This is a genomic window from Pseudanabaena sp. UWO310 (genome assembly GCF_006861605.1).
Classification (GTDB): domain Bacteria; phylum Cyanobacteriota; class Cyanobacteriia; order Pseudanabaenales; family Pseudanabaenaceae; genus Pseudanabaena.
In genome coordinates, this window is record NZ_SELU01000024.1 from 1 (window position 1) to 13,171 (window position 13,171).

16 protein-coding genes are annotated in these 13,171 nt (G+C 44.9%); 10 read left to right on the forward strand and 6 right to left on the reverse strand.

The annotated features are described in order from the left end of the window. On the forward strand, positions 1–256 hold a 256-nt coding region (locus PseudUWO310_RS23265), incomplete at its 5' end, for a hypothetical protein (protein ID WP_223805597.1). A gap of 26 nt (positions 257–282) precedes the next feature. Here the strand turns inward: PseudUWO310_RS23265 and PseudUWO310_RS09750 are convergent. Then, positions 283–801, reverse strand: a complete 519-nt coding sequence (locus tag PseudUWO310_RS09750) for an inorganic diphosphatase (RefSeq protein ID WP_055073710.1) — start codon at positions 799–801, stop codon at positions 283–285. 386 nt (positions 802–1,187) lie between these two features. Between PseudUWO310_RS09750 and murI the strand changes: the two genes are divergently transcribed. From murI to PseudUWO310_RS09765, 3 genes are all read left to right on the forward strand, one after another. Then, entirely contained in the window at positions 1,188–2,018 is an 831-nt protein-coding gene (murI, locus tag PseudUWO310_RS09755) for a glutamate racemase (protein WP_055073709.1), read from the forward strand. A 44-nt stretch (positions 2,019–2,062) separates the two neighbouring features. Beyond that, the gene (locus tag PseudUWO310_RS09760; RefSeq protein ID WP_142600545.1) at positions 2,063–3,424 is read left to right on the forward strand and encodes an N-acetylmuramoyl-L-alanine amidase; all 1,362 of its coding nucleotides are present in this window, start codon (positions 2,063–2,065) and stop codon (positions 3,422–3,424) included. A gap of 88 nt (positions 3,425–3,512) precedes the next feature. Further along, the gene (locus PseudUWO310_RS09765) at positions 3,513–4,778 is read left to right on the forward strand and encodes an N-acetylmuramoyl-L-alanine amidase (protein WP_223805598.1); all 1,266 of its coding nucleotides are present in this window, start codon (positions 3,513–3,515) and stop codon (positions 4,776–4,778) included. A gap of 52 nt (positions 4,779–4,830) precedes the next feature. Here PseudUWO310_RS09765 and PseudUWO310_RS09770 read toward each other — a convergent pair whose 3' ends face one another. The 5 genes from PseudUWO310_RS09770 to psbH all read right to left on the reverse strand — a co-directional run bounded on the left by PseudUWO310_RS09770 (position 4,831) and on the right by psbH (position 7,777). Further along, on the reverse strand, positions 4,831–5,973 hold the full coding sequence (locus PseudUWO310_RS09770; RefSeq protein ID WP_142600549.1) for a sugar phosphate nucleotidyltransferase: 1,143 nt from the start codon (positions 5,971–5,973) through the stop codon (positions 4,831–4,833). A 246-nt stretch (positions 5,974–6,219) separates the two neighbouring features. Next, positions 6,220–6,357 carry a hypothetical protein gene (locus PseudUWO310_RS23270; protein ID WP_223805599.1) on the reverse strand — a complete coding sequence of 46 codons (138 nt, stop codon included), beginning with the start codon at positions 6,355–6,357 and terminating at the stop codon, positions 6,220–6,222. Continuing rightward, positions 6,347–6,991 (reverse strand): aminoacyl-tRNA hydrolase, encoded by a 645-nt coding sequence (gene pth / locus PseudUWO310_RS09775; protein WP_142600551.1) that lies wholly within the window; start codon positions 6,989–6,991, stop codon positions 6,347–6,349. The genes PseudUWO310_RS23270 and pth overlap by 11 nt, the downstream gene beginning before the upstream one ends. Further along, complete coding sequence (locus PseudUWO310_RS09780) at positions 6,984–7,307, reverse strand: TatA/E family twin arginine-targeting protein translocase (RefSeq protein ID WP_142600568.1); 324 nt, start codon at positions 7,305–7,307, stop codon at positions 6,984–6,986. Before PseudUWO310_RS09780 ends, pth begins: the two co-directional genes overlap by 8 nt. 275 nt (positions 7,308–7,582) lie before the next feature. Then, a complete protein-coding gene (gene psbH / locus PseudUWO310_RS09785) occupies positions 7,583–7,777 on the reverse strand; it encodes a photosystem II reaction center phosphoprotein PsbH (RefSeq protein ID WP_009627767.1) in 195 nt (64 codons plus the stop codon). 77 nt (positions 7,778–7,854) lie between these two features. Between psbH and psbN the strand changes: the two genes are divergently transcribed. The 6 genes from psbN (at position 7,855) to dnaK (ending at position 12,967) form a co-directional block, all read left to right on the forward strand. Continuing rightward, positions 7,855–7,986 (forward strand): photosystem II reaction center protein PsbN, encoded by a 132-nt coding sequence (gene psbN / locus PseudUWO310_RS09790; protein WP_009627766.1) that lies wholly within the window; start codon positions 7,855–7,857, stop codon positions 7,984–7,986. Positions 7,987–8,091: 105 nt separating this feature from the next. Then, on the forward strand, positions 8,092–8,514 hold the full coding sequence (locus PseudUWO310_RS09795; protein ID WP_142600571.1) for a molybdenum cofactor biosynthesis protein MoaE: 423 nt from the start codon (positions 8,092–8,094) through the stop codon (positions 8,512–8,514). Between the two features lie 69 nt (positions 8,515–8,583). Then, positions 8,584–9,177, forward strand: a complete 594-nt coding sequence (locus PseudUWO310_RS09800) for a DNA-3-methyladenine glycosylase (RefSeq protein WP_142600574.1) — start codon at positions 8,584–8,586, stop codon at positions 9,175–9,177. 409 nt (positions 9,178–9,586) lie between these two features. Beyond that, positions 9,587–9,904 (forward strand): STAS domain-containing protein, encoded by a 318-nt coding sequence (locus PseudUWO310_RS09805; RefSeq protein ID WP_009627232.1) that lies wholly within the window; start codon positions 9,587–9,589, stop codon positions 9,902–9,904. 361 nt (positions 9,905–10,265) lie between these two features. Then, entirely contained in the window at positions 10,266–10,730 is a 465-nt protein-coding gene (locus tag PseudUWO310_RS09810; protein WP_142600576.1) for a CAAD domain-containing protein, read from the forward strand. Between the two features lie 266 nt (positions 10,731–10,996). Then, entirely contained in the window at positions 10,997–12,967 is a 1,971-nt protein-coding gene (gene dnaK, locus PseudUWO310_RS09815; protein ID WP_142600579.1) for a molecular chaperone DnaK, read from the forward strand. Positions 12,968–13,171: the final 204 nt, after the last annotated feature.

Sequence of the window (13,171 nt, forward strand, 5' to 3'; positions counted from 1 at the left end):
CCTGTCGGATAGCTGGTTATTTCTCAATAATCCAGTCTTTTATTTTCTTGACGAGGTTTATTGGTTTCTTAAAGCTTTCAAACTATTCTTTTGTCTAGGTTCCTTGCGCTTTTCCTTTCAGTTCGGGTTGCTTCGCTTTCGCTCCGCTTCCCTTCAGCGCTTTATTAAGTTAGCAACCTTATTTGCCTTTGTCAAGCGTTTTCTTGGAGAAAGTTTTAAGAAGAATTTAGCTTGGATCGTCTATTCCTTATGGTAGAAGGATTGTAGTCTCTAAAAAAGGTTTTAGGATTTAGGCAATGCCGCTTCAATTGATTTAGTTACAAGGGCTTGCACTGCATCTACACCTTCCCAGCCCCTGATTTCAGTGACTTTCTTTTCGAGATTTTTGTACGAACGGAAAAATTCAGCTATCTCTTCGAGACGGTGGGGGGCGATGTCGGCTAGGGTTTTGACATCAGCGTAACGTGGATCTTTGGCGGGGACGCAGAGGATTTTTTCGTCGCGATCGCCGCCATCGATCATGATCAGCATTCCGATGGGGCGAGCAGGAATAACGCATCCAGGGAAGGTGGGTTGATCCATGATGACCATGCCATCCAGAGGGTCGCCGTCATCAGCAAGGGTATTGGGGACGAAACCATAATCGTAGGGATATTGCACCGAAGAGTAAAGCACGCGGTCTAGGGCAAAAGCGTTGAGGTCTTTGTCAAACTCGTATTTGTTTTTGCTACCTGCGGGGATTTCGATCAAGACGTTGAGAATTCCAGCTTTGGGCTGGGGTGGGATACGCGATAAGTCCATTTTTGTACCTTTGTACCTAAGTTATAAGTTGCTAGCTATAAGTTGCTTTGTTGGGTTTTGTGGGGGTAGAGATTTGGTCGCCTAAGCGATCGCAAACATACCTAGAAAAGTATATAGAATCACCAGTACCGTTAAGACATTAACTCCAGACAATTAACTCCAGACAATTAACTCTAGACAACTAACTCATACCAAAGCTCAAAATGGCTAAGCCATTTTGAGCTTTGCAAACCCTTACTGGGTTTGGTTCTTAATCCACGAAAGTGTTGCCACACTTTCGTGGATTGGTATCAGAGGAGGATGGTCGGGTGGTTAATTAGTTAGGCTGATACGCACTTTCAAAAAAATATGCTTTACTGTGATGCATGTGAAGTGTGAGGATGTGCATGGTTTTGCAGCAGGAAGCTCGGTTCCCTATTGGTGTTTTTGATAGTGGGGTTGGGGGACTTACGGTTTTACAAGAAGTTCATCGCCAACTACCTAATGAGTCTGTAGTTTATTTTGGTGATACCGCCCGTTTACCCTATGGCAAGCGATCGCCTGTGGAAATTATTGAGTATGTATATGAGATTTTGCACTGGATGCAGTCTAAGCAAGTCAAGATGGCAATCATGGCTTGTAATACCAGTTCGGCTTTAGCACTAGATGTAGTCAGAAAAGATTTCGATCTGCCAATTCTGGGTTTGATTTTGCCAGGGGCAAGAGCAGCGGTGGGCAAAGGAAAAAGGATCGGTGTAATTGCCACAACTGCCACAGTCAAGAGCGAAGCTTATGTACAGGCAATTCGGGAAAGCGATCCTCAAGCACAGGTTTTTCAGATGGATTGTCCTGAATTTGTACCTTTGATCGAGTCCGATCGCATTCAGGATCCCTATACTTTGCAAGTTGCTAAGGTGTATTTACAACCATTGATTGAGGCAAATATTGACACGCTGGTGTTAGGTTGCACCCACTACCCCCATTTGTCAGGAGTTTTGCGTCAGATTCTGCCCTCCCATGTGGCTCTGGTCAACCCTGCTTCCTATGTAGTTAGGGCGGCGGGTCAAGAGTTAGATCTCATGGGGTTGAAATGTCTGGATAGCCGTAGCGATCGCGCTGAGACGAAATTTTTTGTAAGTGGAGAACCTGATCGTTTTGCTCAGGTGTCTCGCCGCTGGTTAGGAAAGTTGCCTTTGGTGGAAAAAGTTTCCCTATCTCCTGTAGAATTGCTGTCTTAAACTTTCGCTCGGGACTCTACAGTCAAATTGTTGGGAGTAATCTTTTGAATCAATATTACCGACAATCGCTATGGCTCATGTTTTGCTTGATAGCTACTACCTGTCTCAGCTCGCAAGCAGCTAATGCCAAGGGGTCAACTGATTTACCACAGGATCGTCGCCCCCAAGAACAATTGCTAGCTCCGATACAACAGCTACAACAAAATGGTGACCTCAAAAGCGATGCCCCCAAAAACGATGACCAAGTTAACAGCACCCAAACTAACAGTGCCCAAGCTAATAGTGCCCAAGCTAATAGTGCCCAAGCTAACAGTGACGACTTTAGGTTAGCCATCAATGGCAATCACCAAACGCAAACATTGCCATTGGTGGCTAATCCTATTACTTCAGACCCAAGCACTTATCGCAATGATAATTCGCTGGGAATAATATTATCTGGAGCATCTGGATCATCTGGATCGGTGGCTAGTAGCAATTCACCAACAACTATTGATGGGTTGTCATTTAATGGTTATGGACAACTGGTAATTCAGGCGAGTCGGGCGATATCCTATCGGGGCAGTCTGAATTTAGCCACTAATACCTTTACTGTGACCATTCCTGCCACAAGAATCTCACCGCAGTTACGTCGTCCAATTTTAGGCTCGAATAGCCCAATCGAACAGATTCGCCTCAACCAAGTGGGTGATGCCGTAATCATTACTGTCAAAACGATCGCGGGTTGGCAAATCCGTGAGGCAATCAGAACCGATCCTCAAGCGATCGCATTGCAGTTAAACAGTGTAGGACAGGTTACTACGAGTAACGTACCGATTACCAGAACTCAAGCCCAAAACACCTATAGCAATGTTAATGGTCGTCAGATCATTGTCATCGATCCTGGGCATGGGGGACCTGATGTGGGAGCTACGCGCAATGGAGTTTACGAAAAAGACATTACTTTGGTAATTAGTAAACAACTGGGCAGGATATTACAGCAAATGGGCTATTCTGTGGTGTTTACCCGCACTGAAGATATCGATCTCGACCTCGACCCAAGGGTAAAGATTGCAGAGAATGCTAGAGCGAGTGCCTTTGTGAGCGTGCATGTTAATTCACTGGATGCCAATGCCTCTCAAGTCAGTGGAGTTGAAACTTATCACGCACCAGGTGCGTCTTTAGGAGAGAATCTTGCCGAGTTAGTACATGGGCAAATTCTTGCCATAACTGGGGCAAATGACCGTGGTGTGAGGTCAGCTAGATTTTATGTGATTCGCAATACTTCTATGCCTGCAATTCTTGTGGAAACTGGATATATTACCAATCCAACCGAGGCTTCAAAATTAGTCAACAGTGCTTATCAACAGCGCATGGCGGAGGCGATCGCTAAAGGGGTCGATCAATTTCTAAAGTCTTACCGAAGGTAGATTGAGGCGATCTGCATAGCCCAAAGATCTAGCTGTTTAATAGCTAATAGCTCAGATTTCGGATAATTACGTTATTGGGAGAAATGTTTTGCGATATCGACACATGGTAGTCGGAATTTTAGTGAGCCTAGCTACTAGCTATGGATGGAATATAGGCAACTTTGCTAGCAGCGAAGCTAATCCTATACATCCCGACATTTTGGAATCATCTCTGCTTCAAAATAAACAAAACACCCCAAAGGGAATAGGAAATTTACAATCCCAGTCCATAAATACAAATAATCGAGTGGCTCAAGATCGAGTGGCTCAAGATCAAGTAGCTCAAGATCGAGGGACTAAAATCGCACAGGCGATACCCATTAATCCAAGCTTACCCATTTATAGACCAGTCAATCCAACTAATCCAGCATCCTTAACCGCTGAGATCGAACGCTTGAGTTTAAGCAGTACGGGACAATTGAGCGTAGAGGCAACCCAAGCCATAAGCTATCAAGTTAGTCTCGATCGCACTGGCAACTTCAACTTGGTTATCCCCAATGCCAAGATTTCGGCAAATTTCCAACGCCCTAGCCTTGCTGCCAATAGCCCTATTGAGAGGATTAAGCTTTCACAGGTTGGTAATGCCGTGGAAATTGGCATTAAAACGAGTGCTGGTTGGCAAATACGTGAAACGTCAAGGCTCAATAATAAACAAATCAAGCTCCAAATTTCCGCGAGTGGAGTTGCTTCCAATCCTGCCAATCCATCACCTTTGCCGACTAACAATCCTTCTCCGAATATTCCCCAAAATACAGGCGATCGCCGTCGGGGCGTAATCTATGTGGATGCAGGACATGGGGGCAATGATCCTGGAGCCGTTGGAAATGGCATTCAAGAGAAAGATGTCGTTTTGCCAATTAGCCTCAAGCTCGGACAAGCCCTACAGACTATGGGTTACACCGTTTATTACACCCGTACTAATGATGTGGAAATCGACTTAGAGCCTCGCGTTGCCGCAGCGGAGAGAATCAATGCCGATGTGTTTGTCAGCGTCCATGCTAATTCCCTTGCCGCAGGCAATAGTGACATCAGTGGCATTGAGACCTATCATTCACGAAACTCAACGGTTGGTAGGGAACTGGCAAGCTATGTGCATTCGCAGATTATTGCAGGAACAGGGGCAAACGATCGCTCGGTTAGAGGTGCAGGTTTTTATGTAATTGCCAGAACTTCGATGCCTGCGATTTTAGTCGAGACAGGCTTTGTAACGAATCCAACCGAAGCAAGGAATTTAAATAGCCCAGATTACCAAAAACGGATGGCAGATGCGATCGCGCGCGGGATCGATCAATTTATGCGCGTCCGAGGTAGATAATAGCAATTCCCAAAATGGCGTTGCCATTTTGGGAATTGCTATTAAGCATCGCTCAGGCAGGAGATTTAGAAAATTCCAAGGGAGAATGGGACTGTTGCTGTTGTCGTGCATCGGTGATCAGCCAATCTAGGGCTGCCGCTTGCAAATCGATCGTTGCACCTGTTTTATCAACACAGTAACGACCAAATACCAATTTATCGACTAGCCGCACATCAGACAGACGGGAATACTCAAAAATCACACTCCGTTCAACCACCGCGCCACTACAAACATGACAATTAGGACCAATCATTGTCGGACCAATGATGGTGGCTCCATCCTCGATTTGAGTCATGCCACCAATATAAACAGGGCCGCGAATATCAACTTTGTCCCAATTAACCGAAACATTTAAACCTGCATAAATCCCTGGCTTAACTTCATGCCCCGGAATATTAACGTTTTTAATTTTATCTAGTAGGACATCTTGGATGGCCTGCCAATAGTCGGGAACCTTACCAATATCCACCCATTGAAAGTCCATCGAAATGGCATGGAAAGGTAAATCGGCTGCCACCAATTTGGGGAACAAATCACTACCAAGGTCAAATTCTAGCCCTGAAGGGACATAATCAAGGATTTCAGGTTCAAATATATAGATGCCTGTATTGATCGTATTACTCAGGGCATCTTCAACCCTTGGTTTTTCTTGAAATTGCTTAATTCGACCATCAGAATCGGTAACCACTACCCCATAGCTAGAAACCTGATCTCTAGGAACAGTTTTAGTAATAATCGTAGCTAGGGACTTTTTTTGACGATGCCAATTCACAGCATAGGTGAGATCAAGATCGATCAAAGCGTCGCCACAAAGGACAACAAAGGTATCATCAAAAAACGGGGAGAAATCTTGGATTTTTTTTAGTCCTCCAGCTGAACCAAGCGCACTACCTTGGAGCTTGCCATCAATAATGGTTCCTTCAAAGGAATATGCCATTTGTACGCCAAATTTTTGACCATCTCGAAAATAATTCTCGATCTCTTCCGATAGGTGGCTAACGTTAACCATGATCCGATCGAAGCCATGCTGTCTTAGTAGCTCAACTAAAAACTCCATCACAGGCTTTTGCATGATGGGAATCATGGGCTTAGGCATGATATTCGTGATCGGGCGGATTCTAGTACCTTTACCCGCAGCCAAAATCATGGCTTTCATAAATTACGTTCTCCTCTCACTACGATTAAATGGCACTTGCATAAGCACCTCGGCATAATTAAAAACTCTAATCTCCAAACTATGCCGATCGCTATGCTAAAGGCAAACTATTGGGAATTTTATTTTTAATTATGCTTACCTACTCATCTAAAATTTAGTTTACTAAGCTCTGCCAAAGCTCCCTAAAAACCGTCTTATCATACCTTGTAATACCATTTCCCTGAAGTGTGCCAATACTTTAGAAAACTAAAAACTAAACTCAGCAAGGTTTTTAAGTTCAAAAAATAGCAAATTATTGCAAGCCCCAAGAAGAGAATGGCGGCGCGAAGCACCGCCATTCTCTTCTTGGGGCTTGATGTCAGAACTAACGGGCTTAAAAATCAATGCTACGACTGTTATATAAACTCATTGCTTTTTCTAACCCATCCGCTAAAATGCTGGTTACTGTAGATTCGGCAAGGTTAAGAATTTCAGGCAATACTTTAGTTTCTGTGGCGGAAAATCCACCGAGAACGTGATTAGTGACATTTTGATTGGCTTTAGTAGCGATCGCTTCATCACTACCCGATCTACCACCTCGACCAATACCCAGACGAAGGCGGGGAAAATTTTGCGTGCCCAGATGCGCGATTATGGATTTCATACCATTATGTCCACCCGCAGAACCAGAGGGACGCAATCGCAGCTTACCAAGGGGTAAATCCATATCGTCATATACAACCAAAATATTTGCGGGGCTACCTTTAAACCAATCCGCACAGGCGCGGACAGACTGTCCCGACAAGTTCATATAGGTAGTGGGCTTGAGCAAACGAATCTTACTATTACCGACCAATCTACTTGACAATCGCCCCTCACCAAAGAGCCCATAAAAGCGTTTTTCTTTGCCAAGGGAGATATTCCAAGATGTGGATAGGCGATCGATCGCCATAAAACCAATATTGTGCCGAGTGCGATCGTATTCTGCTCCAGGATTACCCAGTCCTACAATTAAAGATATGGATTGAGTCTCAAGCATCCGCAGCGGTTGTTACTTCCTTAGTTTGTTCTGAAGAGGTGGCAACAGGAGCAGCAACAGATACAGCTTCAGGATTCTGTGAAGATAGGGTTGCCGAGGATGTCGCAGGGGCTGACTCAGCAATTGTTGTGGGTTGCTCTAAACGCTCGGCTTCACGCTTAAATTCCGATTCAAATTCGCGGGAGGCATCTTGAAAACCTTTAATAGCTTTACCCATACTACGCCCAATTTCTGGCAGCTTTTTGGGGCCAAAGATCAACAGAGCAACGAGCATGATCAGAATCATTTCAGGCAAACCAATACCAAAAATATTCATCAAGAATGACCTTCTTTTTAGACGAGTTAGACGAGTTAGACGAGTGAACTATTAGCGATCGCAAACCAGAGACCATCGGCGATCAGTCGATCCTGAATTTTAGAATCTATCAAAAAATCTATCAATTAAGTAGCTGGGCATAATTAAAATCCGGATCTAAAACCTGCGGCGCACGCTGCGCGTGCGCCGCAGGTTTTAGGGTTTTATATTTAAGCTCACTTACTTACATTAAAGGCACGCTTTGCGTGCCTTTAATATGGGCTTAGAACTAAAAATCAACCACCCCAGTTAAGATTAACGCCATCAAGGATCAAGGAGGCGTTATACAACTGGAGAATAATGACTAGAAATACAAGGAACAAAGCCATGAAAATAGCCATGAGGGGAGTCGTACCCCAACCGCGAGAGACTTTACCGTATTCTGCATTCAGCGGTCTGAGAATATCACCAAGCCATGTACGTTGTGACATAAGTTTGTTTTCTTAAAGGGATTGTTACAAAATAGTATAATTGTAATTTAGAATAACTCAAATCATTGGTTCAATTCATGGAAAACGCAACTTCGATCGCAATTACTATCGCCGTATGTGTAATCTGCTTAACGGCTTATGCGATATACGTGGCGTTTGGGCCTCCGAACAAGGAATTAGTCGATCAATTTGAAGAGCACGAAGATTAATTTTTAACCTCGCCAGTAATTATCAGCAGTAATTATCGCCAGTAAATATCGGCATAATATCGGCAGTAATTACTGCCGATATTATGCCATTGAAATTTTATAGCTATGAATGATCATTTCCGACTAACCCATGAGGCTCTAGATGTGGCGGCAGCTTATGCGATCGCCGACAAGGCTCGTAATGGCGCGGTCGTCCTCATGAGTGGCATGGTACGCAATCAGACAGGGGGACGTGCAGTTGATTATTTGGATTATCAAGCCTACGACACGATGGCTTTACAAGTTTTTCAACAAATTAGCGATCGCTGCCATCGGCAATTTCCCATTACCGATGTGGTCATCCACCATCGACTAGGAAAACTGAAAATCGGGGAAATCAGCGTGTTAGTTGCCGTGGGCTCGCCCCATCGCGGCGAAGCTTTCGAGGCCTGTCGCTATGCGATCGACACCTTAAAGGCGGAAGCACCGATCTGGAAAAAAGAATTTTGGCTGGATGGCGTTAGTAGTTGGGTCAATTGCCCCATATAAATTCCAGCAAGTATTTTAAGAGTGCCGCAAAGCGGCGCTCTTAAAATACTTGCTGGAATTTATCTTGCTATGCTTTTAGAAAAATCTTTTTTTGCCCGCCCTGCCCAAGAAGTCGCGCCAGAATTGCTAGGCTGCAAGTTAGTCCGCAGCATTGCAGGGGAGGAATATCGGGGAATTATTGTGGAAACTGAAGCCTATGACGCAACCGATCCCGCTTGCCACGGCTATCGGCGCAAGACTGCTCGCAATGCGGCAATTTTTGGCGCTCCCTGTACGGCTTATGTTTACTTAATCTATGGAATTTACCATTGCGTCAATATCGTGACCGATCGCGAAGATTTCTGTAGTGCGGTGTTAATTCGGGCGATTGAATGCGATCGCTTGCCTAGTTGGAGTAAAGATAAGCCCCATCGAGCAGGCTCAGGGCCGGGGAAACTATGTCGTTTATTACAAATAGATCGCCAACTAGATGGAGTGGCTTTACATCCCGACCAGCATCTATGGCTAGAAGCGCGATCGCCAGATTTTAACGAGCCCATCGTGCAAACCACCAGAATCGGAATTACCCAAGGTATAGACATTCCTTGGCGGTGGTATCTAAGCGATCGCACCTCTGTATCTCGCAAAAATCCCCCAAAGCAGAAAATTGCCCCTCATACCTAAGCAGGAGGGTGGTGGCGCAATGCCCTACCACCCTCCTCTTGAGCTTGTAGCAAGGTAATGATGACAGCAAACCAAGCCCTGTAGAGTTTCGCCCCGTAGGGGCGCAACTTTACGGGGCTTGGTTTGTAATTAATTATGCCTAGCTGCTCATAACACTAGAAGTAACTTTTTAGTAAACATACTCATAACTTTAGGGATAACCTTTTAATAACTTTTGGAGAAATAAATACTTAAGCAAGGGAGTACTATGTCTCCATGAAACGGACTGTTTGCCCCTTGGGGACTTTTCCTTGAGGAATATATCTAGAGACTCCTTCAGACATTTTAATTAAGCCCTTATATAAGTCAATTTACTTAAAATTAAATATTTTTTAGCTTCTAAACATCAAGGAGCAAGGAGAGAATCATCATGCGTATAGAAGTAATGCAACCCATTGGTCACCTTGATGCGACCAGCACTAACTATTTTCGTCAACAAGCAAGCGATGTGCTAGATCGCAAACCTGACGTACTACTTATCGATCTCCAACATCTAAAACAGATGGATAGTTCGGGATTAGGAGCCTTAATTTTTGCGTTAAGAACCTCTAAGGCGATCGGTTGTAAGTTTGCCCTCTGCTCCATCAGCGAATATGTGGACTTTCTCTTAGAAGTAACCTCAATGAAGACTTTGTTTGAGGTATTTGAAAATCGCAGCCACTTTGAGCACTCGCTCAAACAAGCTTAGGACAAATCAAACCCCAAGAATTGACTGGCGGCGCGAAGCGCCGCCAGTCAATTCTTGGGGTTTATGTCCTAGTATAGCTATAGCCACTTAAGTCAGGACATCAAACCCAATAGGGAGTTGCGGCGCGAAGCGCCGCAACTCCCTATTGGGTTTGATGTTTGTCCTAACGTTATCACAGTTTTGTGAATTAAAAACCAAACCCAGTAAGGGTTTGCAAAGCTGAAAATGGCTATGCCATTTTCAGCTTTGGGATAACGTCTCCATGGGTATTAATACAACTAAGCGATACAGCGATCCAAAAGCGAGACAAATGTTGTTAAAATTTTCACAATTAATAATGACTGCACTCTATAAATAAATCATGGAACCTCAAGAAACTACTGACGAAGCAACCGTAGAGAATGGAGCTGAAGTTGTAGAAGTCGCTAGTGCGGCAAAACCCACCATCGAAATCCCCGTTAAGCCATTGCCCCCCGCTCCTGAACCAGCAAAATCAATAGCAACAAGTCTCCCACCCACCAATGACTCACTGCCAGAGAGCAACCCTCTCTGGGAACAGGTTCAGCAACTTTGGCAAGATTACTTTGGCGAAGGCAAAAAAGATAACCTGACCCTTGCGATCGCTCTCGTCGCTGCCATCCCACTTCTAATTGCCACATCAGCACTCTTAGAATTCCTCAATAAACTACCTTTATTACCTAGCATCTTTGAACTGGTTGGTTTTGGTTATTCCCTGTGGTTTGTCTATCGATATCTATTGCTAGCCAGTAGCCGCAAAGAACTAATTGATGCGATCATAACTTGGAAAAATAAGGTTTTTGGCTAAATCTCTAATAAACCTTTCTGATAAATCTTTCTGGTAAACACAATGCAAAAGTCATATGAACAAAATATGGACAAAGGGGGCTAAGCCCCCTTTGTCCATATTTTGTCCATAGCCTGTTCGCAAGCCATTCATAGGTATATTCACAGGCATAGTGTATTAGATGCGTAGTGTTTAGAGCTAGGATATTAGCAAAGTAAAGCAAAGCAAAAAATTGTTAAGCTGTTGCATAAGCAGTCTTGGGAAGTGAAGAGGTATATACGTCAAGCATGGGCAAAATTGTAGGTATTGACTTGGGTACGACAAACTCTGTGGTAGCCGTTATGGAAGGTGGCAAGCCCATAGTGATTGCAAACTCAGAAGGTAGCCGCACCACTCCCTCCGTTGTTAGCTTTACTAAAGATGGCGAACGTCTTGTCGGACAAATGGCTCGTCGGCAAGCGGTGCTAAACCCTGATAATACCTTTTATTCGGTCAAGCGTTTTATTGGACGCAAGCATAGCGAACTCTCTGCAGAGACTAAGCGAGTACCCTATACGGTCAGGCGTGACGATCAAGGCAATATTAAGTTACGCAGTTCTAGACTAGAAAAGGATTTTGCGCCCGAAGAAATTTCGGCAATGGTGATTCGCAAGCTCGTCGATGAGGCAAGTCGATATTTAGGCGAACCTGTAACAGGTGCGGTGATTACGGTTCCAGCCTATTTTAATGATTCCCAAAGGCAAGCGACGAAAGATGCGGGTCGCATTGCGGGTATTGAAGTTAAACGAATTTTAAATGAACCGACGGCTGCTTCCTTAGCCTATGGCTTAGATAAAAAGTCTAACAAGAAAATTTTAGTGTTTGACCTTGGTGGCGGTACGTTTGATGTATCGGTACTGGAGGTGAGCGATGGCTTATTTGAGGTCAAAGCAACAACTGGTGATACGCAATTGGGCGGCGATGATTTCGATCGCCAAATTGTCAATTACCTTGCCGAAGAATTCCTCAAATCCGATGGGGTGGATCTGCGTAAAGAGCGTCAGGCTCTCCAACGGCTGACCGAAGCTGCGGAAAAAGCCAAGATCGAGCTTTCGACGGTCGGCGTTACCGAAATTAATTTGCCCTTTATTACCGCAACGGCGGAGGGTCCTTTACATTTAGAAACCAGCTTAAAGCGATCGCAGTTTGAGCGATTGAGCGCCGATCTATTAGAGCGACTACAAATCCCCCTCGATCGCGTCTTACGGGATGCCCAAATCAGCCCTCGCCAGATCGATGAAGTCGTGTTAGTCGGTGGTTCCACAAGGATTCCTGCGGTACAGGAAATGGTAGAACGCGCGATCGGCAAGCCACCGAGTCAGAGCGTAAATCCCGATGAAGTCGTAGCGATCGGAGCCGTGATTCAAGCGGCGATTTTATCTGGAGAAATTAAGGACGTATTACTGCTGGATGTCACGCCTTTGTCTTTGGGTGTTGAAACTTCAGGTGGTGTAGTCAAACGCTTAATTCCTAGAAATACGACGATTCCCTGTCGCAAGATGGAATTATTTACGACTGCCGAAGACAATCAAACCTCCGTAGAAATCCATGTAATTCAGGGAGAGCGAGATCTCGCTGAATATAACAAGTCCCTAGGACGCTTTAAGCTCAGTGGGCTCGATCCCCAGCCCCGTGGGATGGCGCAGGTTGATGTGACCTTCGATCTTAATACCGATGGAATTTTGGCGGTAACCGCCTGCGATCGCCGTACAGGTGTCGAGCGTCGAGTCACGATCAAGGGAGCTTCCACCCTAGACGAAAAAGAAGTGCAGCGGATGGTTACCGAAGCAGAGCAGTTTGCCGATCGCGATCGCGCCAAACGTGAACGCATTGAAAAATTAAATCGAGCCGACAATCTTGCCGTAGGGGCAGAGCGACAGTTAAAGGAATTAGCCCTTAACTATGGCTACAAACTAAGTTACGAACGCCGCAAACAAATTGAGGGAGCCATTAAAAAACTCAGGGATGCGATCGCCAAAGAGGACGATGCCCTGATCGATCGCGCTCAGTCAGAACTCCAAGAAGCTCTCTATGCCCTATCGAGCGAACTCTATGCCGAAGAAGAAGAAGACTTCGACGATGATGATGACGATCTATTTAGTGGCATCCTCGAAAGTATTGGCAGTTTTGCCAGCCGCAATAAACGCGGTAAGGATGAAGACGATCGCCGCCGTCCTAATACTAGGGTTTCCTACGATGACGATGATGATTGGATGTAAGCCAAGTGTAGGGCAAGCCCACAAGAGAGATATGGCGCGAAGCGCCATATCTCTCTTGTGGGTTTATACCAATTCACGAAAGTGTGACAATACTTTTGTGAATTAAACACCAAACCCAGTAAGGTTTTGAGATTCCCAAAATGGCGTTGCCATTTTGGGAATTGGTATTACTGGCTATATAGCTGTCGCCAAGTGTACTAGGAC

What these genes read in the sequence shown, in the direction of transcription:
- PseudUWO310_RS09810 (WP_142600576.1), top strand. Translation starts at nt 10,266, where the DNA reads ATGGAACCTCAAGAAACTACTGACGAAGCAACCGTAGAGAATGGAGCT.
- psbN (WP_009627766.1), top strand. Translation starts at nt 7,855, where the DNA reads ATGGAAAACGCAACTTCGATCGCAATTACTATCGCCGTATGTGTAATC.
- PseudUWO310_RS09750 (WP_055073710.1), bottom strand. Translation starts at nt 801, where the DNA reads ATGGACTTATCGCGTATCCCACCCCAGCCCAAAGCTGGAATTCTCAAC.
- PseudUWO310_RS09795 (WP_142600571.1), top strand. Translation starts at nt 8,092, where the DNA reads ATGAATGATCATTTCCGACTAACCCATGAGGCTCTAGATGTGGCGGCA.
- murI (WP_055073709.1), top strand. Translation starts at nt 1,188, where the DNA reads ATGGTTTTGCAGCAGGAAGCTCGGTTCCCTATTGGTGTTTTTGATAGT.
- PseudUWO310_RS09770 (WP_142600549.1), bottom strand. Translation starts at nt 5,973, where the DNA reads ATGAAAGCCATGATTTTGGCTGCGGGTAAAGGTACTAGAATCCGCCCG.
- PseudUWO310_RS09800 (WP_142600574.1), top strand. Translation starts at nt 8,584, where the DNA reads ATGCTTTTAGAAAAATCTTTTTTTGCCCGCCCTGCCCAAGAAGTCGCG.
- pth (WP_142600551.1), bottom strand. Translation starts at nt 6,991, where the DNA reads ATGCTTGAGACTCAATCCATATCTTTAATTGTAGGACTGGGTAATCCT.
- PseudUWO310_RS09805 (WP_009627232.1), top strand. Translation starts at nt 9,587, where the DNA reads ATGCGTATAGAAGTAATGCAACCCATTGGTCACCTTGATGCGACCAGC.
- psbH (WP_009627767.1), bottom strand. Translation starts at nt 7,777, where the DNA reads ATGTCACAACGTACATGGCTTGGTGATATTCTCAGACCGCTGAATGCA.
- PseudUWO310_RS09780 (WP_142600568.1), bottom strand. Translation starts at nt 7,307, where the DNA reads ATGAATATTTTTGGTATTGGTTTGCCTGAAATGATTCTGATCATGCTC.
- dnaK (WP_142600579.1), top strand. Translation starts at nt 10,997, where the DNA reads ATGGGCAAAATTGTAGGTATTGACTTGGGTACGACAAACTCTGTGGTA.